The organism is Sorangium sp. So ce381 (genome assembly GCF_051473845.1).
GTDB classification, from domain to species: domain Bacteria; phylum Myxococcota_A; class Polyangia; order Polyangiales; family Polyangiaceae; genus Sorangium; species Sorangium atrum.
The window spans coordinates 1,538,035-1,560,755 of sequence record NZ_CP150336.1 but is presented as its reverse complement, the minus strand read 5'-3'; the positions used below and the strand labels follow the sequence as shown (position 1 = coordinate 1,560,755).

Genomic DNA, 22,721 nt, shown 5'->3' with positions numbered 1-22,721 from the left:
CTCACCTCTTCGGGTGAGCCCAGGGGTCCCGGACATCCGGGTTCTTGGGCGTCCGGGTCGCCGGCACCGCCGGCGGCCGGCCCGCCCCGGGCCTCGCCTTCGGACCGCTCTTCTCGTCGGCCTCGAGCTTCACGAGCTTGCTCGGCTCGGTGCCGTCGAGCACCACCGTGCTCGTCTGGTACCCCTCGGCCCGGATGTCGATCGTGACCGTCTGCCCCTGCTCCACGTCGATGCTCGCCGGCAGCTTCAGCTCCACGCCGTTGCGGTAGCCGACCGCCGTCTCGGGCACCGCGGCCAGCGCGACCACCATCTTCTGCACCGGCGGCGGCTCGGGGGGCGCCGGCTTGGCGGGCGCCTCGACCGGCGGCTTCTGCGCCTTCTGGGCGTTGTCCCTGGCAGACCCGCTCGCGCCGATGACGAAGATCGCCGTCACGATCCCCACCGCGGCCGCCGCCCCGGCCACCCACACGTAGCGGGGCCAGTGCGAGCGCGGGGGCGACGGCGGCGTCGCGGGGACGATCACCTTCGAGGTCTTGAAGTAATCGTGCGGCACGTTGAAGCCGCCCGAGCGCGCCATCATCTCCGCGACCGCGCCCGGCACGCCCCCGCACTTCACCTGCTCGAGGTCGGTGTGGAGATCGCCCATGGTCTGGTAGCGCGACTCCGGCTTCTTGGAGAGGCACTTCAGGATCACCGCCTCGAGCCCGGGCGGGCAGTCGGGGCCGCCGACGAGCGCGCGGATGGGGACCGGCGCCTTGTACATGTGCTGCGTCAGGATCCCCATGAAGTTGTCGGCGTTGAACGGGAGCTGGCGGCTCACGAGCTCATAGAGCATCACGCCGAGCGAATAGATGTCGGTCCGGTGATCGATCGGCGCCCCCGCGGCCTGCTCCGGGGACATGTAGTGCGGCGTCCCGAACACCGCGCCGGCGCGCGTCAGCTTGGTCGTCGTGCTCGTCGACACCTTCGCGATCCCGAAATCGAGGATCTTCACGAAGTTCGGATCGCTGCCGCGGGCGACCACGAAGACGTTGTCCGGCTTGAGATCGCGGTGGATGATGCCGGCGTCGTGCGCGGCGGCGAGCCCCGCGGACAGCTGCAGCGCGATGTGGCAGATGCGCTCCATCGGCAGGTCGTTCGGCGAGTCGATGAGCTGCGCCAGGCTCACGCCTTCCAGGTACTCCATGACGAAGTACGTGGAGCCGTCCGGCAGGTCGCCGAAATCGGAGATGTCCACGATGTGCGGGTTGCCGATGCTCGACGCGGAGCGGGCCTCCTGCACGAAGCGCTCGAAGATCTCGCGGTCCCGCGCGAGCTCCGCGCGGAGCACCTTCACCGCGACGCGCTTGTCGATGACCTTGTGGCGGGCGAGGTAGACGAACCCCATCCCGCCCTCGCCGAGCAGCCGCTCGATCTTGTACCGGTGATCGAATGTCGTCCCGATGTAAGGGTCCTTGGCGCCCGGCGGCCGCCGCTCGCGCGGCTCGACCTCGTCCGGCGGCGGGATCTCCAGGGAGGGCTCCCCTTCGCTGATCGGAACCGGGCTCGTTCGCCCGCTGATCTCGTCGGCGTCGGGCTCGCTCTGCCGCCCGAGCCGCGGGGCCATCTGGCGCAGCGGCGGCGGCGCCCGGAAGCTCGGCGGAGCCCGGAAGCTCGGCGGCACCTCGCTCGCGGGCCCCTCGACCCACCCCGCCCTGGAGGGCCTCGACGAGGGGCGGAGCTCGACCTCCACCGGCACGTCGTCATCGGCGCCGCTCGGCTCCGCGGAGGACGGCGCGAACGCGGCCGCGACACCGGACGAGCGAGCCCCGCCAGCCGCGCTCGTGGGGCGCGACGGCGGTGCCTCCTCGAGCGCGCCTTCCTCGGCGTTGAAGACCCTGCTGCGCGCGGTGTGGTGCTCGTTTTTGGTGGCGCTCATGAAAGGCTCGCGGGCAGAAGTGCACGCCACATGCCGGCAGCTGCGACAGGATTGGATTCTAGCAGGCGTTCGGTCCGGGAAGCGAGATCATGCGGACCCCGCGCGCGAAAGGCCGCGGTGCGTGCGCGTCGACCGCGGGTCGGCCCGTCGCCGACCATGGCGGCCCAGCGTGCCGCGCGCGCCGCGTTCTGCTAGGAGGGCACCGCGATGAGCTACCCTATCGAGGTCGCGCTGCGATATCTCGGCTCCAAGAAGCGGGCGTTCATCTCGGTCGGCACCACGTTCGCGATCCTCGGGGTCGCGCTCGGGGTCGCGGCGCTCGCGACCGTGATGAGCGTGACCGGGGGCTTTCAGGCGGAGTTCCGCGAGAAGGTCCTGGGCGTCAACGCGCACGTCCTGGTGATCAAGTACTCGACGGACTTCCGTGAGTACCGCACGATCATGGAGCAGGTCTCCAAGGTCCCCGGCGTCATCGGCGTCGCGCCGTTCAGCATCAACCCCATGATGCTGACGCACGGCGACGCGACGGCGACCGGCGTCCTGGTCAAGGGGGTCGACCCGGCCAGGAGCCTCGGCGTGGGGGCCGAGGGCGCCTCCACGGCCGTGCTCGACCTGCCCCGTCACATCCTCCCGGGCGGCGATCTCGCCGGGCTGCGGCGCCCTGGCTCGAAGCCCGCCGAGCGCGCCGTGCCGTCGTTGCCCGACGTCCCCGTCCTGGAGCCGGACGCGGGGGCGCGGGGCGCGCTCGCGCCGGACGCGCCCGCGCCGGACGCGGGCGCCGAGATCGATCTGCTGAAGGCCTACGAGGCGCGGATCCGCGAGGACGAGCGCGCCGCGGCCGCGCGCGACGCCGCGCTCGCGCCCCCGACGTCGCGCGCGGCCGAGGCGGACGGCGCGCCGGACGCCAGGGACGAGGAGGCCGAGGTCGCTGTCGCCGAGGGGGCCCCGCGGGGCGCGATCGAGCCGCAGGGCGGCTATGGCAGCGTCCTCCCTGATGACGACGAGCTGCCGCCCGAGGTCGATCCGGACCCCTGCGCCGACAAGGAGCAGATCGCCAAGATGCCGGGCATCGTGATCGGCGCCGCGCTGGCCAAGAACCTGTCGCTCGAGCTCGGCCAGTGCGTCACCGTCACCTCGCCCACGATCGGCTTCTCGTTCGCGAACGGCGCCATCAAGCCGCCGGTCGCCAAGCGATTCCGGGTCATCGCGATCTTCGAGGCCGGCTTCGAGCAGTACGACACCAAGCTGGCGTACGCCGATCTCTACGAGACGCAGGCGTTCTACGACCAGGGCGACACGGTGACCGGCGTCGAGATGAAGGTCGACGACATCGACAACGCGAGCGGCATCGCGCGCGAGATCAGCAAGCTCCTCGGAAGCGGGCTCTATTACACGATGGACTGGGAGGAGCTGAACCACGGGCTCTTCACGGCGCTGCGCATCCAGCAGATCGGCATGAGCGCGGTGCTGGCGCTCATCATCGTGGTCGCCGCGTTCACGGTGATCGCGACGCTCATCATGGTGGTCCTCGACAAGAAGAAGGAGATCGCGGTCCTCAAGGCGATGGGGGCCACGGACGCCGCCGTCCTGCGCATCTTCCTCTACCAGGGCGGGATCATCGGCGTCGCGGGCACCACGCTGGGCCTCCTGCTCGGCGTGGCCGTGTGCAAGGGGCTCCTTGTGTACGGCTTCCCGCTCGACCCGAAGGTCTATTTCATCTCCCACCTCCCCGTCCAGGCGCGCCCGCAGGAGTTCATCATCACGGGCTGCATCGCCATCCTCATCTGCCTCGCCGCCACGATCGTGCCCAGCCTCTACGCCGCGCGCCTCCGCCCCGCCGAGGGCTTCCGCGCGCAGTGAGCCCCCGCCTCCCCGCGCCCCGGTAGGCCCACCTCGGGCCGGGCGACGCTGAAGGCCTCCCCCCTCGATCCCAACGCGTCGCGCCGGCTACCGCCGAGAGGCGGAGTAGAGCTTCTGCTGCCCGTCCTTGTTGGACGCCAGGTAGAGCGTGCACTCGTCCGGAGAGAGCGACGGGGTCATGACGGCGACGGTCGGGGCCAGGTTCGGCAGCAGCATCCTCGCCGGCTGACCGTCCACGGGCAGCCCGTCGTCCCCGAGCGCCACATAGAAGCTCCGCAGCACCGACGCCGCCTCGCACTCGCCGCGCGCGCTGTAGGGCGCCTGGAAGAAGAGCAGGCTGCCGTCGGGCGTCACCCACGGGGCGAGGTCGTCTCCCTGCGCCGGGCAGTCGCCTGGCAGGTGGATGTCGAGCGCCTGCACCTCCGCGTCCTCTGCGCGCTTCGTGACGAGCCGGCTCGTGGTCCCGCCGCCCTCCTGGTGCCTGCTCATGAACCAGTACCGGTAGGAGGGCCGAAGCCCGTGGGCGACCGCCACGGAGCGGCTCCCCCCGTCCGGGTTGAGCGCAGGGAGCGCGTTCGCCTGCGTCGCCTCGATCCCATCCGCGACGAGCAGCTGCGGCAGGCTGCCCGGCTCGGTGGGGAGGCGATCGAAGAGCAGCGAGCCCGCAGGGAAGCCTTCGACCGGCGAGGGCGCGTCCAGGGGCAGGAGGAGCGGACCCGACTCCTGGCCCGCATCGTCGACCACGAAGCTCGAGACGGCCTCGCCAGCCGTCCAGGGCCGCCCGGTGGCCGTGGCGATCTTCGTGTCGTCCGATCCGAACTTGGCCGTGTAGACGAGCCGGAGCGTCGCCTCGCCCTCTCCGGCCTCCGCGCGCACGCGCGGGAACGCGGGCATCGCCCCCGCCACCTCGACCTCCGAGAGCGCGCCGAACGCCAGCACGCCGCCGCGGGCCGCGCAGGAAACGCACGTCTCGCTGGCCGTGCAGAACTCCCCGTCCTTGCACGCGCCGCACCCGCCCTCGCCGCCCCCGCCCGACGCGGTGGACGACGAAGCCGGGCCCCCGCCTCCCCCGCTGCCCCCGCCCCCATCGCCGCCGGCCCCGCCGGCGCCGCCCTCGCCGCCGCTCGACGACGTGGAGGTGGCGTCCGCGCCGGCCGCCGTGAACGGCTCGCCGCAGCCGGCGAGCGCGCACAGCGCGGCGAGCGAGAAGGTTCCGTAGAAGCGAAGCGTGCGCACCCGAGCTGCCTCCTGTCGTGGTCCCGCCGCGCGGAGCCGGCGTGCGCGGTCAAGACGCCTTGTTGTAGTCCGTGTCCTCGAGAAGGATGACGTTCGTCTTCGAGCGGGTCTCGCCGACGCTGGTCACGTAGACCGCGGGCTTGTCCTGCACCGGACAGACCTTCTCGCACGCGCCGCAGCCGATGCACAGCGACGGATCGACGTGCGGACGCTGCACGTGGACCATCTTCATCGGCGGCTCCTTGCCGCTCTCGGCCGCCACCGGCTCGCGCTTCGGGATGTCGACCTCCTCGACCCAGATCGCCTTGGGCGACGTCGGGCAGAACTCCTCGCAGACGATGCACGGCACGCTCATCGACCAGGGCAGGCAGCGCCCCTGATCGTAGAACGCGGTGCCGATCGAGATCGGCTTCTGGCCGATGCCCATCTTCTGCTCCTCGGTGATCTTCTGGATCGCTCCGGTCGGGCAGACGTCGCCGCAGAGGACGCAGGAGTGCTCGCAGTACCCGATGCGCGGGATGACGATCGGCGTCCAGAGCCCCTCGATGCCCGCCTCGAAGAACGCGGGGTGGATCGCGTTGTTGGGGCAGACCTTCATGCACTCGGCGCACCGGATGCACCGCTCCAGGAACTCGCGCTCCTCGACCGAGCCCGGGGGCCGGATCACGCGGTGGTCGTAGTTCGCGTCGAGCACGTCGGCGATGCGCGCCGTCGGGATGATCACCGCGCCGGCCGCTGCGGTCGCGAGCGCGGTGCGGCGGCCCGTGTCGGGCGTCACGAGGGCGCTCTTCCGGTTCGGCAGGAAGCGGAACTTGATGACGTCCTCGGGGCAGGCGCTCTCGCAGTTGAGGCACATGTGGCACTCGTCCTGCCGCCACTTCACCCCGCCCTGGGGCGAGTCGGCGCCCTGGCAGTGCACGAGGCACAGGTTGCAGTCGGTGCACTTCGCGTGATCCTTCTGCATCCCGAAGAGCGCGAAGCGCGCGAACACGCCGAGGAACGCGCCGAGCGGGCAGAGCACGCGGCACCAGAACCGCGGGATGAACCGGTTCATGAAGAGGATCGCGACGAACAGGATCCCGACGAACCACGTCTGGTGGAAGTAGAACTGCTTCGTCTGCCACACGCTCGCCGCGAGGAAGTCCTGCGTGTGGTCCGCGGCGAGCTGCACCGATCGGCTCCCGGTCCCGGCCGCGGAGCCGGTCACCACGCCGGCGACGTACTGCGCGGCCGGGATGACGGCGAGCCCGATCGCCCGGACCGCCACGCAGATCGGATCGAACAGCCCCCCGATCGCGCTGCCGGCCACGCTCGCCGCGAGGAAGGCGTACATCAGGTAGTACTTCACCCGCTGCCGCGTGTACGTCTTGTTCGCCTCGACGCGCTTGCCGCCCTTGCCGTAGCGCGACGGGAAGATCCACCCGAAGAAATGGTGGAGGGTGCCGAAGGGGCAGATCCAGCCGCAGAACACGCGCCCGAAGACGAGCGTCAGCGCGAGGATCCCGAGCGACCAGAGCAGGCCGCGGTAGACGGTGTGCGTCGAGAGCAGGGTCATCGCGCCGACGAACGGGTCGGCGAGGAGGAAGCCCTCGACGGGGAGCGGCAGGCGCACGCGCGCCTCGGCGGAGGCGAACGAGCCGCGGAAGCCCGTCTGGAACAGGAAGTAGAGGAACAGCCCGAGGCAGCCCGCCTGCACGGCGCGGCGCACCCAGACGAGCACCTGGATCACCTTGCGCGCCGGCAGCCCCGAGCCGGGCCGGCGCTTCGGGGCGGGCCGGACGATCGAGCCGGCCTTGCGCAACACGCGCAACAGCGCGCCCGAGCGGGCCTCCTTCGCGGACGCGGCGGGCGGCGCCGCGCTCCCCTTCGCGGGCGCCGCCGCGCTCGGTGCGGCGGGCGGCGCCGCGCTCCCCTTCGCGGGCGCCGCGCCCGCTCCTGCCGCCGGTTCACGGTGCGCCGGCGCGGCCGGCGTCGGATCGAGGTTTGCCATGAGTACTACACCTCGGCGAGCCGCAGGTTCTGCCAGTGCATCGTGCCCAGGCCCCGCTCGTGGCCCATCTTCAGGTACGGGATCTCCTCCGGCTTGCGGCCGATGAGCTGGCAGCCGTACGCGTCGGCGGCGACCTGATCGGTCGTCGCGATCACGGTGTGCATGTCCTTCGCGTCGGCGACGTTCCCGCCCTGCGGCCCGTTGCGCATGAGGACGCGGACGGCGTCCACGATGGTGAGCGTCGGCTGGATGAACGTCGCGAGATCGGCGATCGACACGTCGATGTTCTGGTGGAGGCGGTTGCGCCGGCCGCCGAGCGCCCCGTACCAGTTCTTCATCGCCGCGGTGTACTTGGACAGGTTGTGGTGCTTCGCGATCGGCACGTTGATGACCTTGTCCGCGTTGACGAGCGGCGTGTAGACGGGCCAGTCGTCGAGCACCTCGCCCTTCAGGCGCATGCCGCGGAAGCGGTGCGCCGCGGGGATGACGACCTCCGCGCCGACGTCGTAGGCGGCCTTCCAGATGCCGGAGCGCTGGAAGCAGCGGTTCGGCTCGTTGCACGAGGCGTCCGTCACGATGACGGTCTTGGCGCCGGCGTCGTAGGCGAGGCGCACCACCTCGGCCACGACCTTGGGGTTCGTGTTGGCCGCGTGGATCGGCGTGCGATCCCAGCCGATGTTCGGCTTCACGACCACGACGTCCCCGCGCGAGATGAAGCGCCGCATCCCGCCGAGGGCGTCGACCGCCTTCCGGACCAGGGCGGCCGGGTCCGGTGCGCCCCCGGCGAGCGCCTCGGCGCCGGCGCGGGCGACGACGAGCTGCGGCAGGTCGGCAGGAGCGTCGCGGAGCCGGTAGTCCCGCGTCTGCTGGCGCTCGGCTGCGGCGGCGGCGCTGCCGCCGCGGTCCCACCGGGCCGCCGCGAGCCCGCCCGCGCCCCCGAGGACGAGGCCCGCCGCGCCCAGCCGACGCAGCACTTCACGTCGAGAAATGTCACCCATGGCCCTCGCCTTCCCTGGACCTACGGATAGCCTCCCCGGGCGATCGCCACAAGCAGAGGTGGCCTGGCGGCAGCGACGTGCGCCGCCTCCCGGCGCTTCCAGCGACGGCGCTCAAGGAGGAGCCGCGGTGGACGTCGCTGGGGCCGCCGGGGTTGCTGGGGCCGCCGGCGTCGCCGGAGCGCCTGCGGCGGGGGAGGCGCCCGTGTTCGCCGGCTGCGGCGCTTGCGGCGCCTGCGGCGGCGCGCCGCTCGCGGCGGGCGGCGCGTGCGCAGGCGGCGCGTGCGCAGGCGGCGGGGTGGCGGGCTCGTCCGGCTCGTACGGGTCGGCCTTCAGGCGATCGCGCTCTGCGAAACAGCTGGCGCGCTCCGCGTCGCACGCGGCCCGCAGCTGCGCCGCGTTGGCGAGGTCCGCCGAGCGCTGGTCGGCGAGCGCCCTGGCCTCGTCGCGCTCGGCGGTGACGGCGGCGCGCGCCTTCTCGACCTCGGCGAGCCGCTCGTGTTCGGCCATGGCCGCCTTCTGCGCGGCCGCCGCGCTGTCCTCGCACGTCTTGAGGCGCGCCGCCTGGGTCGCGTGCAGCGCCTGGATCTCGCGGGCGTGCTCCGCCTCCGACGTGGAGCCGCTCTTCTGGAGGGTGGCCAGCGTCGCGTTGAAATCCGCGCGATCCTGCTCGCGGGCGCCGCGGCACGCGATCGCCTCGGACTGGGCGATCTGGTGGCTGGCGACGCAGGTATCGAGCTTGTCGAACGACTCGGCGCCCCGCTGGCGGGCCTGCTCGAGCTCGTTCGCGAGCCGCAGCGTCTCGCGCTTCGAGAAGCCGAGCAGCACGACCGCGCAGCCCACGAGGGTCATCGCGCCGGCCGCGATCCGCGCGCGCAGGTAGGACGTCTTCTGCTTGATCCGCAGCCGCTCCGCCTCGCGCTCCGCCTCGCGCTCCGGCTCGAGCAGCACGTCGAGCTCCTCGGCGAGCTGGGTCATCGACGGCCGCTCGTTCGGATCGATCGCGAGCCATCGCCTGAGCGCGGCCTGGAACAGCTCGCGCGGGCGCCCGGTGAGGTCCGGCAGCGCGTTGTCGGCGAGCGGCTTGTCGGCGCGGACGTCGTGCGCCTCGGCGAGCTCGGTGCGGCTCTGCGCGGACTCGCCCGGGAAGTCCCTGGGGTTCACGAGCGAGTAGAGCAGGGTCGTGGCGAGCCCGTACGTGTCCATCTTCTCCGAGAGCGGCACGGCGCCGGGGAAGCCGTTCAGCGCCCGGAGCTGCTCGGGCGAGGCGTAGAGCGCGGTGCCGGCGCAGAAGGAGGCCTCCCGCTCCGCGGCCACGCCCAGGTCGAGCAGGATGGGGTGGACGCGGCCTGCGAACCTGGCGAGGAAGATGTTGTCGGGCTTGACGTCCTGGTGCCGGAGCCCGGCGGCGTGGAGCGCCTCGAGCCCGCGCGCGACGGCGAGGAAGATGTCGTGCGCCTCGCGCAGGCCGAGGGGGCTGCGCTCGAGCCGCTGGGCGAGGGTCTCGCCCTCGTAGACCGGCATGGTGAGCCACACGTAGTCGGCGTTCATGCCGTGGTCCTTCAGCTGGACGACGTGCGGGTGCCCGACGGTCGCGAGCATGACGAGCTCTCGCTCGACGTTCCGCATCGCGTACAGCGAGCGGGGCATGAGCTTGAGGGCGACCTGGTGCTCGGGGACGTCGATCCGCTGGGCAACGTAGACCTTGCCGAACATGCCCTGCCCAAGGAGGCGCCCGAGGCGGTAGAGCCCGCCGACGATCTGGCCGACCTCGGGGAGGATCGACGGGCCGCGGCTGCTGCTCCTCGCGGGGTCGTCGGTCCCGCCGCGCGACGTGGTGCGCACCAGGCTGGACGGATCCGCCACCGTGACGGCGAACGCGTGGACGATCGTGGTGCGGAGGTTGGGGTCGACGGGCGGCACAGCGATTGCCAGAGTAGCGGAAGCAGCGAGCGCTGAGAAAGAAGCCGGCGGACGGAAGACGGCCGGCGCGGGGCGTTTATTCGCGGAGGCTGGCGGAGGCGCCGGCGGGCTCACGTTCTCTCGCTCGGAGCGTCGCGTCGACGCGGAGGTGCGCCACCGCGGCTATCCCGGCGCTACGGCGCCGGGAGAAAACGGACGTCGAGCGTCGCGCCTACGTGCACGAGTCCACCCGGCTGCCGCTCACTCCAGCGAGAGCTGCGGCGGCCGCCCGCGCAGGGCGCTCCAGACGGCCAGCACAAGGACCTCTCCGCTCTCGCGGTCGACGACGTAGTAGACCAGGTAACGCGATGTCGGGAGTGGAGCGCGGCGAACGCCTTTGATCCGCCGGTGCGCGTGCGGTGCTCCGGCCTCGGGCGCTGTCCTGAGCAGGCTGAGCAGGGCCGCGAGCTCCTCGCGGAACAGGGTAAGGAGCGGCAGGTCGGTTCTCGATCCACCATGCGGCCGCTTCCCTCGCCTGGCGGACGGCTTCTTTGGTGAGCCGGATGCGGGCTCGCTTCATCCGCGCGCCGGCTCGAGGCGCGCGATCTCCTCCAGAAACTCGTCCGCGTCGATCGTGCCTTCGCGCGCGCTCGCCAGCGACACCTCGAGCGCCTCGTCGAGACGAGCCCGCTCTTCTCCGTCCAGGTCGTCGTTGTCGGCCACCACGAGATCGATCACGGTCCCCTCGGCAAAGCTCGTCGGCTCGTCGAGGATCAGCCGGCCGCCGTGCACTTTGGCTCGCAGCGCCCTCATGACCGCAGCGTACCATCGTGGGTCGGCCCAGGGAAGCTCAGCAGAAGCGCTGGGCTTCCCTGGGGGCACCGTCGCTCGACGCCTATGTCTCGGGCTGCGATCGCGCTCTGGATCGCTTGCCGCGGCGAGGCGAGCCCCCTCGCGTGCCGCTCAGCCCTCCAGAGGGATCGCTGGCGCCGCCGGCGAAGGCGTCGCCGGCGCGGGTGCCGCGGGCGAGGGTGCCGCCGTCGCCTTGGCCCGCCGGGCCGCTGCGCGCTTGCGGCGCTCGTACGCGCTCGTCACATCGCGCACGATCTCCGGCTGGCCACGGAACACGAAGCGCGCCGCGTTCCGCACGAGGCCCATGCGCTCGACCAGCAGCGTCGCCAGCTTGTTGCGGAGCAGCAGCGCCTCCTGTGCCTGCCTGGAGATCGCCTCCGCCTGCGCCGGCCGGCTCCGCAGCTCGACCGCCACGGCGCGCGCCTCGTCGAGGTGAGCCGGCTCGAAGCCGCCGAGCCCGTCGAGCGCGTCGCGGTGCTTCTCCCCGAGCAGCGCGTAGTCGTCCAGCGCGCTCGCCAGGGCGTCGGCCGTGTCGGGATCCTCCGCGTGCGCCGCGTCGATGCGGGCCAGCATCTCGTCCTTCGCGTCGTCCACGCCGTCGTCGAAATAGAAGGTCAGCGTCGCCGAGATCTCCCCCAGCAAGAACTTCCCGCGCTCGCGAGGGCTCTTGTTCTTCTCGACGGTCAGGAGATACCGCGTCTGCGCCTCCTGCGTGGCGCGCTGCAGCGAGAGGATCTCTTCTGCCGTCCTCGGCCCGAGGCGCGCGGCGTCCCCCTTCTTGCCGTCCTTCGGGACCGCCGACTCGAGGCCCAGGCGGGTCACCCGCTTCTGGGCATCGACCTGTGTCTTCCAGTACTTGTCGCAGAACTTCGCCACGTCGACCGCCTCCCCGAGGAGCACGTGCAAGGGCACCGTGATCGCCGGGAGATTGCCGGCGCTCATCTGCTGGACGACGTCCGACCACTGCTCGATATCGCTCTTCTTCTTCGCCATTTCGACCTCCCCTGGGTCGCGGCGCCGGACCCCCTGTCCGGAGCGGCAATCCCGGGCATCCATTCCGGAGAGCCGTGAACCGGGCTCCCCTTCACAAGGACCTCGACGCGTCACTCCCGAGCTCGTGCGCCCCGAGAGGCGCAGGGCCGTTATCGAAGCGCGCGAGGCTCGGGAGCTTCGCGACACGGCCACAGGGATACACGTGGCGTGCCTGGACAGAACGGCTCCAGGGACAGAGGACGATGCGTCGGGGTGTCCCTGGCGCGTCGCCCCCTGTCCCTCGCGGCACGCATGTGGGTCCCTGACGCTTCACCGCACGTCCCTGATACGCAGCCTCCCTGTCCCTTGCGGGAGCACCTCGGCCCGCGCCCGGCTCTTGCCCATGTCCCTGGTGGCGATCTCTGTGTCCCTGGCCGCCGGCTGCCTGTCCCTGGAGGCTTCCCTCGGTCATCGGATCGGTGGGATGGTCGAGGTCGGGAGTTCACTCTCCTGACAACTTGCCGCAAGCGCTGTTGCACGCGACCGGGGTATCGCGCGGCGCGAGGGGCGCGTGCCGTCGGAGGCGCCGTAAGGCGATGCGGGATCACGCAATCCTTTGCGCGAGCGCCGGAAACGGCACGAGGGCCGCAGCAGGCATTCGGCCACGCAGCGGAACGCCCCCGCTGGAGCGAGAAGCTCGCGCGCAGGGGAGCGCGCTGGCCTGGTCGATGCACAAAGGCGCCCGAGATGCGCCACGGTGCACAACGGTGCCACCTGGCGCTGTGAGATCGGGAATCCACGCAAATGTTCGCCAAAGCCGCGCTCGTGCTCGCCGCCTTGGAGCTCGCCGGATGTGCCGTCCTTCGATCGCCGGCGGCGCCGCCCGAGCTCTCCCACGCGCTCTCGGCGATCCGCGCGGCGGAGCGGGAGGGCGCGGGCGCGGACCGGCGCTCGGCGATGCACCTCGCGCTGGCGAAGAGCGAGCTCGCCCAGGCGAGGCGGCGGCTGTCGGTGGGCGACAAGGAAGGAGCCCGCTGGCTGCTGCGGAGGGCCGAGGTCGACGCGGAGCTCTCGACGCTCATGGTGAGGGAGGCGGGGCTCCGCGACGCCGCGGGCCGCACGCTGGACGAGGCGAGCACGCTCGCGGGGCGGGCCGAGTGACGGGCCGCGCGCGCGCCGCGGTCCCGCTCGCGCTGGCGCTCTCGCTCGCGGGCTGCGCTCGGAGCGCGGCCGGGCCGTCTCCCGAGCTCGTCACGGCGCGCGCCGCCGTCGTGCAGGCGCGGGACAACCCGCTCTCCCCGCTCGCGATCGCCGAGCTGAAGCAGGCCGAGCAGGCCCTCGCGATCGCCGAGCGCGAGGAGCGGAAGAACCCGCGCTCGCCCTCCGCGCGCGACGCCGCCTACGTGGCGCGGCGGAGGGCGCAGTGCTCGCTGCTGTCCTCGCTCGTGCGCGCGAACCAGAGCGCCCTCGAGCGCGCCCGGCAGAGCCAGCGCGCCGCGGAGCACCGGCGCGCGCGCGCCGGCGGCGAGCCTGCCCCCGCGGCGCCCGCCCCTGCCGACGACGTCGATCTCGACATCGCGCTCGATCGCGCGCGCATGCGGCCCCAGCAGTCCGCCAGGTGATCGCGGCCGCGCTCCTGCGCTGCCGTGCTCGCCGCGGCGCGCCCGCGTAACGCCTGATTTGCCGCGGAATCCGGGCGGATCGGCCACTGCGCCCCAGCGCGCTGCATACCGCCCAGGGCGTCAGCGCGGCCTCGGCGGGACGATTTCTCCTGGGAGTGGCCAATTTTTGGATCCAAGATGCGCGCGACGCGCCTCCGCCAGCGGCGAAAGCGTCCCGGAGGTCAGCGGCGGTCGAGGTTCGATGGGACACCCGTCCCGCGTGCGAGGAGAGCGCGATGAAGGAAGGCGCGAACGTGATACTGGTGCCCGTCGACTTCGAGGCGGCCTCGATGAAGGCCATCGAGCTCGCGAGGGATCTCGGCGCGAGGCTCGGTCACCGGGTCGTGCTGCTGCACGTCTATCAGCTCCCGGTCTACACGTACCCCGGGCTCGAGCCGGCGCTGATGCCCGGGTTCCACGCCGAGGTGAGCGCCGCCGCGTCGCGCGCGGTCCAGCAGCTGTCGGCGCAGACAGGGGGGCTCTCGACGGCGCTGCGCGAGGGCGACCCTGCGACCGAGATCCTCGCCGCCGCCGAGGAGCAGGGGGCGGCGATGATCGTCATGGGCACGCACGGCCGCCGGGGGATCACGCACCTCTTCCTCGGGAGCGTCGCCGAGCAGGTGATCCGGAAGAGCAACATCCCCGTGCTCACGGTGCGCGTGGCCAGCTGATCCTCGGCGGCGCCTCGCGGTAAGCGGACCGGCGCGGCTGCCGGCCGGGGCGCGGCGGGCAGGGCCGCGCTCGACTGGGTTAACGCGGGCTCGACCGCGCTCGACGCGGGTCAGGGCCCCGGCTTCTGCGTCGCATGCGGCGCGTGGAGTTCCTCGCATGTCGCCCCTGTCTCCGCGCGATCTCGCGCTTCCGCCGAACCTCCTGAGCTTGGCCCGGCTGCCGCTGGCGGCGCTGTTCCCGATCGTGGCCACGCAGCCTGCGCTCGCCCTCACCGTCCTCTGCTGCGCAGGCCTGACGGACGTGCTCGACGGCTGGCTGGCCCGCCGCTCCGGTCAGGTGACGCCCACCGGGGCGATCGTCGACCCGATCGCGGACAAGGTGTTCGCGCTCGCGGTGGTGGGCACGCTCCTCGAGAGCGGCGCGCTCCCCCTCTGGGGCATCCCGGCGCTGCTCGCCCGCGAGCTCCTCGAGCTGCCGCTCGCGCTCTGGATCGCGGTGAGCCGCCGCTTCCAGGGCGCGCGCCTGTCGGCGGCGAGCGCCAACATCCCCGGCAAGCTCGCCACGGCGGTGCAGTTCGCGGCGGTCTTCGCCGCGATCGCGCTCCCCTCGGCGCTGACCGCGATGCTCGCCGCGTCGGCGATCGCGGGCGCGGCCGCGGGCGTCTCGTACTGGGCGCGCCAGCTCCGCCGCGTGCCCGGGGCGGCGTAGGCGCCGCCTGGAGGCGCTCCTGGTGTAAGGTCGGCCGAAGCGGCGCGTTGAGCGCCTGCCACCGGCTCCATGCTCCGAGGAACCATGCGAAGAACGCTGCCCGTCTGGGCTCTCCTTGCCTCGCTCGCCGGCCCCACCGCCTGCAGCTCCGCCCCTTCGGCGGCGCGCGACGCCTCCAGCTCGCCGTCGTACGGGGCGGCGCCGGCCCCGGTGGCGGGGATGCCTCCTGGCGTCATGCAGACGACCGGCGCGTCGACGCGCTCGGCGTCGGTGCGCGAGGAGTCGTACGACGCCGAGGTGTCGGCGGCGGGGGATTTCGCCAAGGCTGCGCCGCCGCCGGCGCCCGGCGGCGGCGCTCAGCCCCCGGCGGCGAGGCCGGCGCCGACCGCCGCTACGCCGCAGCCGGCGCCGACCTCGTCCGGCGCCGCGCCGCAGGGCGCGCCCCAGGCCGCCGGCGAGGTGAGCGCGGCGCGCGCGCCCCTCCTCGTCTACACGGCGGACATCGCGATGGCGGTGTTCGAGGTGGGCGCGTCGCTCGGCAAGGTCGAGGCGCTCGCGCGGGATCTCGGCGGCTTCCTCGCCCGCCGCGACGATCGGACGATCACGATCCGCATCCCCGCCGCCCGGTTCGACGAGGCGCTGAAGCGCCTGGAGGGGCTCGGCGACATCCTCCAGCGCAACGTGGTCGCCGAGGACGTGACCGAGGAGTTCCTCGATCTCGGCATCCGCATCCGGAACGCGCGTGCCGTGCGCGATCGCCTGGAGAAGCTCCTCGAGAAGGCCGCCAAGGTCGAGGAGTCGATCCAGCTGGAGCGCGAGCTCGCGCGCGTGTCCAGCGAGCTCGAGCGCCTCGAGGGGCGGCTCAAGTTCCTGCGCGATCGGGTCGCGTTCTCGACCCTCACCGTGACCTTCCAGCCGCGCTCGACGGAGACCCTCGCCCCGTCGGGACCGCGGCTCCCCATCGACTGGCTCAACGAGCTCGGCCTCTCGCGGCTCCTCAACCTGTGAACCGGGCGCCTCCGATGAACCACTCCCTTCGCCACGCCTTCGTCCTCCTCGCCTCGCTCGCCGGAGCGGCGGCGCTGATCGGCTGCGGCCGGCCCTTCGTCCCGGCGACCCCGCCGGGGTTCGTCGACCTCGGCGATCGCTACGGCGACGACGAGTACCGCGCGACCACCGCCGAGGGGCTGGTGATCGGGATCCGCGCGTTCGAGAACGATCCGAAGGGCGACCTCGCCTTCTGGTCCCGCGTGATCGAGAAGCGGCTGCGCGAGGGCGGCGGCTACGCGCTGCTCGGCAAGACCGACGTGAAGGCCCGGAACGGCCAGCCGGGCGTCCAGCTGCGCTTCGGGCACGACGAGGGGAAGGAAGCGCACCTTTATTACCTCACCGTCTTCGTCAACGACGATCGCGTCTTCCTCCACGAGGCGGGCGGCGCGAAGGCGCTTGTCGAGCGGCATCAGCAGCAGATCGACTGGGCCATCCGCAACTTCCTTCCGGAGTGACGCGCGCTGCCCGCGTCGGCCGCGCGCGCGTCCCTGCAGCCGCGGCGCCGCTGCGCTTGCTCGCGGAAGCCCTGTTTGCTACCTGGCGGACGTGCGTTCCCGCCCCATGCCCTGTGACGCGCGGCAGCGCCGGTCGAGCCAGGCGCTGCTCCTCGCCCTCGCGGCCACGCTCGGCAGCGCCGACGCCCTGGCGCACGGCGGAGGAGAGAAGCCGCTCGCCGCCGCGCCCGCGCCGCCCCCCGGCGACGGCGCCAAGGCGGCGCAGATCCTCCGCGAGATCGAGGGCCGCGTCGCGCCCCCGCCCGCAGCCGCCGACGGCGAGAAGGCCGCCGACGGCGAGAAGGGCGCTGTCGGGGCGCCGCCCGTCGAGCCGATCGCAGCGAGCGGGCCTTCGCCGACCGCCGCGAAGGTCGTGGCCGAGCCGGTGGCGCAGGCGAAGCGCGCGCTCCAGCGCGCCCACGGCGCGCGCGCTGCGGGCGACGCGGCGCACGCGCGGCAGCTCGACGCGGTGGCCCTCGAGTGGGCGGAGACGGCGAGGACGCTGCTGCGCGCCGCCGCGGCGGAGGCGACGGCCGTGGAGGCCGCGAAGCGCGCGCGCGAGGTCGAGACGAAGCTCGAGCGGGCGCGCGCGCTGCTCGAAGAGACGCAGGCGCGGCGAGGCCGCGCCGCGGCGGAGCTCGATCGGATCGAGGCCGAGGCGCGCGAGGCGACAAGGACGGCGGCGGACGCCGAAGCGCAGCGGATCGAGGCCGGCAAGAGAGGGGCGGCGCCCAAGGAGGCGAGGCCGGCGACGCGGGGGGCCGAGCGGGCCGCCGCCGCGGCGCCAGGCGCCGGGCCCAAGAGCGGCGCCGCCAAGGCGACGGCTCCCGCGGGCCAGGAGGGCAAGCCTTGAGCGCGCGTCGCCTCGCAGGGGTCGCCATCGCGGGGGTGCTCCTCGGCGCGTGCGCGCCGATCCCGCGGCCAGCGGTGCTCGATGAGCTCGAGCATGTCCGCGCGGGGGCGGTCGCCGCCGAGTCGAAGCGGTACGCGCCCGGCGCGTTCGCGCGGGCGGAGAAGCTCCGCGGCGATGCGCTCGCCGCGCTCGAGAGCGAGGATCGATCCGGGGCGCAGATCCTGGGCGAGCAGGCCATCGCGGCGCACGCGCACGCGCACGCGCTCTCGCGGGTGGCTCGGGCCGAGGCGGCCGAGACCGAGGCGAAGGCGCAGCGCTCCGCCGGCGAGGCGTCTCTCGCGGGCCTCGAGGCCGAGCAGTCGCGCGTCGCGGCCGAGGTCGACGCGCTCGACATGCGGACCAAGGTCGCCCGCGACGCGCAGCCCGTGGTCCCGTCGGGCAAGGCCGACGCGGATCGCGAGAAGGCGCGCCTCGCCGCAGCGCGCTCGCTCGCGCTCCAGGCCCGCCTGCTGTGCGGCGCGGCGCGCCTCCTGATCGCGCCGGCGCCGCCGGACGGCGCGCAGCCCGCAAGCGCCGGCCCCGCTGGCGCCCAGCCCGCTGCCGCGAGCCCCGCTGGCGCGCAGCCCGCTGCCGCGAGCCCCGCTGGCGCGCAGCCCGCTGCCGCGACCCCTGCAGGCGCGCAGCCCGCTGCGGCGAGCCCCGCCGGAGCCCAGCCCGCGACCGCGAGCCCCGCTGGCGCCCAGCCCGGCAGCGCCGAGCTCGCGGCGCAGCTCGAGGGAGCGACCGCCGCGATCAAGAAGCTCGACGCGGAGCTCGCGGAGGCGAGCGGCTCCACCCGCGCCATCCTGGCGCCGATCGACCAGGCTTCCCGCGCCCGTGCGGGCTGCCTCGCCGCGCTGACGGCCGCGCGCCGCGCCGCCACGCCGGTGACCCGCGCGCCTGGCGCCGGTGATGCGCTCCTCGCAGAGCTGTCGGCCGCAGGCACCTGGTCGCCCGTCCGCGACGATCGCGGCATCGTTGTCACGCTTCGCGGGCTGTTCGCCGGCAACGCCCTCACGAAGGCCGGCGAGGCGCGCCTCCGCGATCTTGCGCTGGTCGCCGCGGCGCACCCCTCCTTTCCCGTGGCCGTCGTCGTGCACACGGACCGGGAGCTCAGCGCCAGGGAAGAGCCTGCATGGGCGGCGCGGGCCGATGCCGTCGTCCGCGCCCTGGGGCCGGCGCAAGGAGCGGCCGCCGCGGGGGCGCCCGCGAGCCCGTCCATCGCGCCGTTCCTCGCGGGATCCGCGTCCCCGGTCGTCGATCCGGGGGGCAGCGAGCGCGCCCGCAACGCCCGGGTCGAGATCATCTTTGTAACCCCGGAAACCCTGTGAGGCGCGATGGTCCCGGCCGCCGGAACTCCGCTCGCCTCGGAGAGTCGTTCTCGATGATGCGCTCTTCCACCTTCGCCCGAAGCGAAAGCAAGCCTGCCGTGCTCGCCTGTGCGCTGGCCGCCGCCCTCGGGAGCGCGTGTCAGGAGGACGGCAAGACGTCCCAGAGGCACGCCGCGGAGCTCTGCGCCAAGCTCGCGCCGCTGGTCGCGGAGGACGTCGGCCAGGTGCGGACCGGCCTCCCCGCGGGCTCGCAGAAGCTCGCGGCGCTGGTGGACACCGACCCGGGCGCGAACCTGCTCGGGCTCCAGAAGGCGATCGCGGGAGCGCGCGCCTCGGTGAAGGAGCTCGAGTTCGCCAAGAGCACCTTCTTCTCTTTCGCCGATCCGAGCGGCACGGTGCTGCGCAGCGAGGCCGATCCGGACATGCTCGCGAACAGGTCCGTCCTGGCCTCGTTCCCCGAGCTCAGGAAGGTGCTGGCGCCGGGCAGCGGCGTCGTCGAGGCGTTCGGGGAGATGCAGGAGATGCGCGGGGTCAGGAACGGCCCCGATCTCCAGTGGGTCGCCGTGCACCCGGTCACGCGGAGCGGCGGCGAGCTCCAGGGCCTCTTCGTCACGGGCTGGTCGTTCCGCGCCTACGCGTACCGGCTGCAGGAGGCGGCCAAGCGCGACATCGCCGAGCTCGCCAAGCGCGACGGGTTGAAGTCGACGCCGCTGCTCTACGTCTTCGCGTGGAAGGGCGCGAAGGCGTACGGCGGACCGGTGACGCCCGACGTCAACACCGAGGCGCTCGAGAAGCTGGACCTGCCGGCGAAGACCGCCTCGGGCCCCTGGAGCGGTACGGTGGAGATCGCCGGCCGCACCTTCGGCGCCGCGGCGCAGCGCGCTCCGGAGCTCGCCGCGGACGCCGGCGTCGCCGCGCTCGTCTCGACGCTCTGAGCGCGAGCTCCGGGGCGGCCCCCGGCCTGCGGCCCGGGTGCCGTGACGGTCGGCGGCGGGCCTGGGGGAGATCTCCTTATCGAGCGCTACCGTGCTAGGCTGTGGCGACTGGCTCGCGCTGCCGAGCTCACCCCCATGCCGGCTTCCATCGATCAGCTTCTCAAGGTTTGCCGCGAGGTGATCGCGCCGCTCGTCCGAGCCGACGGCGGTGAGCTCTACATCGTGGCCGTCGAGCCCGATCACCTGACGCTCCACCTGGCCGGCGCATGCTCGGGCTGCCCCGGAGCCATGCTCACCGCGCGCGCGGTGATCGAGCCAGCGGTGCTCGCGGTCGCGCCGTCCGCACGGGTCATCGTGACCAACGGCATGCGTGTCCCCGATGGCGCCTCCCTCGCTTGAGGCGGGCACCCGCTGCGGATACGGGCCCATCTCGACGTTTTCGGTGCTCAGCGCACTGGAGTGCGCTTGCGCGCCGAAAACGCCGATCTGGGCCCGTCTCCTGTGCGGGTGACCGCCTCAGCTGGGCTACCGGTGACCGCCTCAGCTGGGCTACCGGTGACCGCCTCAGCTGGGCTACCGGGGCGGGGCGAGAAGAAGAGCTACTTCTTCTTGCCGGGCTTGTCGGCGGAGGGGGGCGGGCCGGGAGGGGGCTCTTCCTTGCGGACGGCGGAGGCGACGGCCGGGTCGATGGCGTTCGTGTCGGCCGGCTTGTTGGGGCGAAGCGACTCGAGGCTGCCCAGCGTCACCAGGTCCTCGTAGGCGAACGCGATCTCGGAGTCGCTCCGCTCGATCGCACGGAAGTGCGTGGCGGCGTCCTTCCAGTCGACCTCGTTGACGTAGCGGCCCTTGTCCGGAGCGGGCGGCGTCACGCGGCCAGGCACCCCGAACGCCGTCGCGAGCTTGACCACGGCGGACGCATAGTCCTTCCCGCGGGCGGCCTTCTCGCCCAGCGGGTGCTCGTCGATGATCTTCCAGAGCTTGTCCTGGATGAAGAAGAAGTACCGCTTCCCGCTGTCGCGGGTCAGCGTCATCATCGATTCCTTGTTGAGGTAGGTGTACTCGCCCTTGAGCGGCGTCCCGTCGATGCCGGTCGGCAAACTGCCGAAGTCGATGCGGCTGCGGCGGAACGCGCTCTTCTCCTCGGCGAGCTCCGCGTCGAGAGCCCTCATCTTCACGCCGGGCGAGATCGCCTTGTAACGCGGCACGTACGCCTCATCGAGCATCTTGTCGATGACCGCCGCCACCTGCTTGGTGGTCATCCCCCAGGCGATGCCCGCAGGCGTCAGCGCGATCGTCTTCTTCGTCACCGGCGTATCGGCAGGCTTGGCAGGAGCCGCGGCAGGCGCCCCGGCCGTCCCCCGCTTCTGCTGGGCAGCCGCCACGGTCGCACTCGTGATCGCCGCAAGGCCCAGCCCCAGAGCCAGCGCCGCTCCCAGGAGCCTCTTCGCTTTCATGTTCCTCCTCCAGCCGGCGCAGGCCCTGTCCCTGCGCTCTGTGCAATCGCAAAAGCCAGGAAACCCAGCCCGGCAAGCCGGAGAACGCTAGCACCTGCGGTAGGACAGGAGAATAGGTTCTCCGCACCGAGCGGGGTCGACCGCCGTTGGACGATCGCTCGGGTGGATCGATGGAGAGCGAGCGCAAGGCGGATCGCGAATCGGATCGCGACGAGGGCAAAACAGGCTCGGCAGCGCGTGTGGCCGGTGTGTGCCGGGTCCTGACAGGGAACGGCCGACGTGCTACGAGCTCTGGCCCCAAGGATGATCCCTGCCGCCGGTGCTGCACCTTTGCGCCTTGCGCTCGCCGCGCTGGCGGCCCTTGGCCCCGCCGGCGGCTGCGTCGCCGATCACGAGCGCCCCGCGGCGTCCGTCGATCCAGAGGCCGGCCTGCCCGCATGGGAGGGGCGCGCGCGCGAGGTCTTCGACGACAACATCGAGCCGGCCGCCGTGGGCTTCTCGCTGGACGGCCCCTCGCCCAGATCGGACCCGTTCCTGCGCGAGAGGGCGCAGACGGCCGACGTTGTCGCGCGGGTCCGCGTCAACACGGTGACCGTCGACTCGATCGGCGAGCAGAGCACCTACCACCTCGGGATCCAGGTCGGCTACCCTCCGCTGGCCACACCCCGGGCGCCGGACCGGACGTTCGAGCTCCACATCCGGCCGCAGAGCCGCGCGTTCGGCGTCGCGAAGGCGATCGACGCGCGGCTCCGCGGGCTCACCTTCATCGCCTTCATCCGGCGCTTCGCCGGCGAGGCTGGCGAGCCGGAGATCCACTGGCACCTTTCACCTGATACAGCGGAGGTCGCCGCGGCCGTCAAGGAGGCCGTCGTCCTCGGGGAGCTGTCTGCGCCGTGAGCAACGTGAGCATCAAGACGGTCAAGGAAGTCGACGCCCTCCGCACAGCCTCGCAGATGGCTGCGGAGACGCTCCTCGGCGTCGGCGAAATGATCCGCGCCGGCATCACCACCGAGGACATCAACACCTTCGTCCACGAGGACACGATCCGCCGCGGCGGCTACCCCGCGCCGCTCAACTACCACGGGTTCCCGAAGAGCGTCTGCACCTCGATCAACGAGGTGGTCTGCCACGGCATCCCGTGCGACCGCGTCCTCGTTCCGGGCGACATCATCAACGTGGACGTCACCACGATCTACAACGGCTTTTACGGCGACACGTCCGCGACCTTCTACATCGGCAAGCCGTCGGCCGAGGCGAAGCACGTGACCGAGGTGTCCCGGCGCAGCCTGCAGCTCGGCATCGCCCAGGTCCGGGACGGGGCGCGCCTCGGCGACATCGGGGCCGCCATTCAAGAATTCGCCGAGGGCGAGGGCTGCTCGGTGGTGCGGGCCTTCGTCGGGCACGGCATCGGGCGGCGCTTCCACGAGGCGCCGCAGGTCTCGCACGTGGGCAAGTACGGAAGCGGCGCCCGCCTCCGCGCCGGCATGTGCTTCACGATCGAGCCGATGATCAACCTCGGCACCTACGAGGTCGAGATCCAGGAAGACAAGTGGACCGCGCTGACGGCCGATCGCTCGCTGTCGGCGCAGTTCGAGCACACCATCGTCGTGACGAGGAACGGCTGCGAGGTGCTGACCCGTCGCAGCCGGCCGCTCGCGAACAGCGAGATCTTCGCCGATCCGTTCGCCGTCTCCGCGGCGCGAGCGCTCTGACGCAGAGCGCGCTCGACGCGCTCGACGCGCTCGACGCGCTCGACGCGCTCGACGCGCTCGACGTCAAATGCGCGCCGCGCCGCGCCC

Annotated in this window: 22 protein-coding genes; 13 read left to right on the top strand and 9 right to left on the bottom strand. The window is 72.7% G+C overall.

Translation table 11 applies throughout. From position 1 onward, the window contains the following. Position 1: 1 nt before the first annotated feature. Positions 2 to 1,918, bottom strand: a complete 1,917-nt coding sequence (locus tag WMF29_RS05800; RefSeq protein WP_437327869.1) for a protein kinase domain-containing protein — start codon at positions 1,916 to 1,918, stop codon at positions 2 to 4. A gap of 207 nt (positions 1,919 to 2,125) precedes the next feature. Here WMF29_RS05800 and WMF29_RS05795 point away from each other — a divergent pair, with 207 nt between their 5' ends. Then, positions 2,126 to 3,778, top strand: a complete 1,653-nt coding sequence (locus WMF29_RS05795; protein WP_272100645.1) for an ABC transporter permease — start codon at positions 2,126 to 2,128, stop codon at positions 3,776 to 3,778. An 87-nt stretch (positions 3,779 to 3,865) separates the two neighbouring features. On the opposite strand, the gene WMF29_RS05790 is transcribed toward WMF29_RS05795, so the two are convergent. The 7 genes from WMF29_RS05790 to WMF29_RS05760 form a co-directional block, all read right to left on the bottom strand. Next, the gene (locus WMF29_RS05790) at positions 3,866 to 5,014 is read right to left on the bottom strand and encodes a hypothetical protein (protein ID WP_437327868.1); all 1,149 of its coding nucleotides are present in this window, start codon (positions 5,012 to 5,014) and stop codon (positions 3,866 to 3,868) included. A 49-nt stretch (positions 5,015 to 5,063) separates the two neighbouring features. Continuing rightward, entirely contained in the window at positions 5,064 to 7,004 is a 1,941-nt protein-coding gene (locus tag WMF29_RS05785) for a 4Fe-4S binding protein (protein ID WP_437327867.1), read from the bottom strand. 5 nt (positions 7,005 to 7,009) lie between these two features. After that, a complete protein-coding gene (locus tag WMF29_RS05780) occupies positions 7,010 to 8,002 on the bottom strand; it encodes a DUF362 domain-containing protein (protein ID WP_437327866.1) in 993 nt (330 codons plus the stop codon). Positions 8,003 to 8,113: 111 nt separating this feature from the next. Then, positions 8,114 to 9,922: a serine/threonine protein kinase gene (locus WMF29_RS05775; RefSeq protein ID WP_437327865.1), complete on the bottom strand. Its 1,809-nt coding sequence runs from the start codon at positions 9,920 to 9,922 to the stop codon at positions 8,114 to 8,116. A gap of 240 nt (positions 9,923 to 10,162) precedes the next feature. Next, the gene (locus WMF29_RS05770) at positions 10,163 to 10,384 is read right to left on the bottom strand and encodes a type II toxin-antitoxin system RelE/ParE family toxin (protein ID WP_437331086.1); all 222 of its coding nucleotides are present in this window, start codon (positions 10,382 to 10,384) and stop codon (positions 10,163 to 10,165) included. A 93-nt stretch (positions 10,385 to 10,477) separates the two neighbouring features. Continuing rightward, positions 10,478 to 10,714 (bottom strand): hypothetical protein, encoded by a 237-nt coding sequence (locus WMF29_RS05765; RefSeq protein WP_437327864.1) that lies wholly within the window; start codon positions 10,712 to 10,714, stop codon positions 10,478 to 10,480. Between the two features lie 150 nt (positions 10,715 to 10,864). Continuing rightward, a complete protein-coding gene (locus WMF29_RS05760; RefSeq protein WP_437327863.1) occupies positions 10,865 to 11,746 on the bottom strand; it encodes a hypothetical protein in 882 nt (293 codons plus the stop codon). Positions 11,747 to 12,529: 783 nt separating this feature from the next. Between WMF29_RS05760 and WMF29_RS05755 the strand changes: the two genes are divergently transcribed. From WMF29_RS05755 to WMF29_RS05710, 10 genes are all read left to right on the top strand, one after another. Beyond that, positions 12,530 to 12,886 carry a DUF4398 domain-containing protein gene (locus WMF29_RS05755; protein WP_437327862.1) on the top strand — a complete coding sequence of 119 codons (357 nt, stop codon included), beginning with the start codon at positions 12,530 to 12,532 and terminating at the stop codon, positions 12,884 to 12,886. After that, the gene (locus WMF29_RS05750) at positions 12,883 to 13,347 is read left to right on the top strand and encodes a hypothetical protein (RefSeq protein WP_437327861.1); all 465 of its coding nucleotides are present in this window, start codon (positions 12,883 to 12,885) and stop codon (positions 13,345 to 13,347) included. The genes WMF29_RS05755 and WMF29_RS05750 overlap by 4 nt, the downstream gene beginning before the upstream one ends. A 275-nt stretch (positions 13,348 to 13,622) precedes the next feature. After that, positions 13,623 to 14,057: a universal stress protein gene (locus WMF29_RS05745; RefSeq protein WP_437327860.1), complete on the top strand. Its 435-nt coding sequence runs from the start codon at positions 13,623 to 13,625 to the stop codon at positions 14,055 to 14,057. Between the two features lie 157 nt (positions 14,058 to 14,214). Next, positions 14,215 to 14,766, top strand: a complete 552-nt coding sequence (locus WMF29_RS05740; protein ID WP_437327859.1) for a CDP-alcohol phosphatidyltransferase family protein — start codon at positions 14,215 to 14,217, stop codon at positions 14,764 to 14,766. An 84-nt stretch (positions 14,767 to 14,850) separates the two neighbouring features. Further along, complete coding sequence (locus WMF29_RS05735; protein ID WP_437327858.1) at positions 14,851 to 15,774, top strand: DUF4349 domain-containing protein; 924 nt, start codon at positions 14,851 to 14,853, stop codon at positions 15,772 to 15,774. 14 nt (positions 15,775 to 15,788) lie between these two features. Next, the gene (locus tag WMF29_RS05730; protein WP_437327857.1) at positions 15,789 to 16,271 is read left to right on the top strand and encodes a serine/threonine protein kinase; all 483 of its coding nucleotides are present in this window, start codon (positions 15,789 to 15,791) and stop codon (positions 16,269 to 16,271) included. Positions 16,272 to 16,377: 106 nt separating this feature from the next. Continuing rightward, on the top strand, positions 16,378 to 17,163 hold the full coding sequence (locus WMF29_RS05725) for a hypothetical protein (RefSeq protein ID WP_437327856.1): 786 nt from the start codon (positions 16,378 to 16,380) through the stop codon (positions 17,161 to 17,163). Next, positions 17,160 to 18,533 (top strand): hypothetical protein, encoded by a 1,374-nt coding sequence (locus WMF29_RS05720; protein WP_437327855.1) that lies wholly within the window; start codon positions 17,160 to 17,162, stop codon positions 18,531 to 18,533. Before WMF29_RS05725 ends, WMF29_RS05720 begins: the two co-directional genes overlap by 4 nt. Positions 18,534 to 18,586: 53 nt before the next feature. Then, positions 18,587 to 19,468: a hypothetical protein gene (locus tag WMF29_RS05715; RefSeq protein ID WP_437327854.1), complete on the top strand. Its 882-nt coding sequence runs from the start codon at positions 18,587 to 18,589 to the stop codon at positions 19,466 to 19,468. Between the two features lie 135 nt (positions 19,469 to 19,603). After that, complete coding sequence (locus tag WMF29_RS05710) at positions 19,604 to 19,867, top strand: NifU family protein (RefSeq protein ID WP_012233706.1); 264 nt, start codon at positions 19,604 to 19,606, stop codon at positions 19,865 to 19,867. A 200-nt stretch (positions 19,868 to 20,067) separates the two neighbouring features. On the opposite strand, the gene WMF29_RS05705 is transcribed toward WMF29_RS05710, so the two are convergent. Then, positions 20,068 to 20,922 (bottom strand): hypothetical protein, encoded by an 855-nt coding sequence (locus WMF29_RS05705; protein ID WP_437327853.1) that lies wholly within the window; start codon positions 20,920 to 20,922, stop codon positions 20,068 to 20,070. 303 nt (positions 20,923 to 21,225) lie between these two features. On the opposite strand from WMF29_RS05705, the gene WMF29_RS05700 reads away from it, so the two are divergent. Further along, a complete protein-coding gene (locus WMF29_RS05700) occupies positions 21,226 to 21,819 on the top strand; it encodes a cobalamin ABC transporter substrate-binding protein (protein ID WP_272100607.1) in 594 nt (197 codons plus the stop codon). Beyond that, positions 21,816 to 22,634 carry a type I methionyl aminopeptidase gene (gene map, locus WMF29_RS05695; RefSeq protein ID WP_272100605.1) on the top strand — a complete coding sequence of 273 codons (819 nt, stop codon included), beginning with the start codon at positions 21,816 to 21,818 and terminating at the stop codon, positions 22,632 to 22,634. The genes WMF29_RS05700 and map overlap by 4 nt, the downstream gene beginning before the upstream one ends. The last annotated feature ends 87 nt before the right edge of the window (positions 22,635 to 22,721 follow it).

What these genes read in the sequence shown, in the direction of transcription:
- WMF29_RS05755 (WP_437327862.1), top strand. Translation starts at nt 12,530, where the DNA reads ATGTTCGCCAAAGCCGCGCTCGTGCTCGCCGCCTTGGAGCTCGCCGGA.
- WMF29_RS05760 (WP_437327863.1), bottom strand. Translation starts at nt 11,746, where the DNA reads ATGGCGAAGAAGAAGAGCGATATCGAGCAGTGGTCGGACGTCGTCCAG.
- WMF29_RS05800 (WP_437327869.1), bottom strand. Translation starts at nt 1,918, where the DNA reads ATGAGCGCCACCAAAAACGAGCACCACACCGCGCGCAGCAGGGTCTTC.
- WMF29_RS05765 (WP_437327864.1), bottom strand. Translation starts at nt 10,714, where the DNA reads ATGAGGGCGCTGCGAGCCAAAGTGCACGGCGGCCGGCTGATCCTCGAC.
- WMF29_RS05735 (WP_437327858.1), top strand. Translation starts at nt 14,851, where the DNA reads ATGCGAAGAACGCTGCCCGTCTGGGCTCTCCTTGCCTCGCTCGCCGGC.
- WMF29_RS05795 (WP_272100645.1), top strand. Translation starts at nt 2,126, where the DNA reads ATGAGCTACCCTATCGAGGTCGCGCTGCGATATCTCGGCTCCAAGAAG.
- WMF29_RS05705 (WP_437327853.1), bottom strand. Translation starts at nt 20,922, where the DNA reads ATGAAAGCGAAGAGGCTCCTGGGAGCGGCGCTGGCTCTGGGGCTGGGC.
- WMF29_RS05700 (WP_272100607.1), top strand. Translation starts at nt 21,226, where the DNA reads ATGATCCCTGCCGCCGGTGCTGCACCTTTGCGCCTTGCGCTCGCCGCG.
- WMF29_RS05730 (WP_437327857.1), top strand. Translation starts at nt 15,789, where the DNA reads ATGAACCACTCCCTTCGCCACGCCTTCGTCCTCCTCGCCTCGCTCGCC.
- WMF29_RS05710 (WP_012233706.1), top strand. Translation starts at nt 19,604, where the DNA reads ATGCCGGCTTCCATCGATCAGCTTCTCAAGGTTTGCCGCGAGGTGATC.
- WMF29_RS05740 (WP_437327859.1), top strand. Translation starts at nt 14,215, where the DNA reads ATGTCGCCCCTGTCTCCGCGCGATCTCGCGCTTCCGCCGAACCTCCTG.
- WMF29_RS05725 (WP_437327856.1), top strand. Translation starts at nt 16,378, where the DNA reads ATGCCCTGTGACGCGCGGCAGCGCCGGTCGAGCCAGGCGCTGCTCCTC.
- WMF29_RS05745 (WP_437327860.1), top strand. Translation starts at nt 13,623, where the DNA reads ATGAAGGAAGGCGCGAACGTGATACTGGTGCCCGTCGACTTCGAGGCG.
- WMF29_RS05785 (WP_437327867.1), bottom strand. Translation starts at nt 7,004, where the DNA reads ATGGCAAACCTCGATCCGACGCCGGCCGCGCCGGCGCACCGTGAACCG.
- WMF29_RS05715 (WP_437327854.1), top strand. Translation starts at nt 18,587, where the DNA reads ATGATGCGCTCTTCCACCTTCGCCCGAAGCGAAAGCAAGCCTGCCGTG.
- WMF29_RS05780 (WP_437327866.1), bottom strand. Translation starts at nt 8,002, where the DNA reads ATGGGTGACATTTCTCGACGTGAAGTGCTGCGTCGGCTGGGCGCGGCG.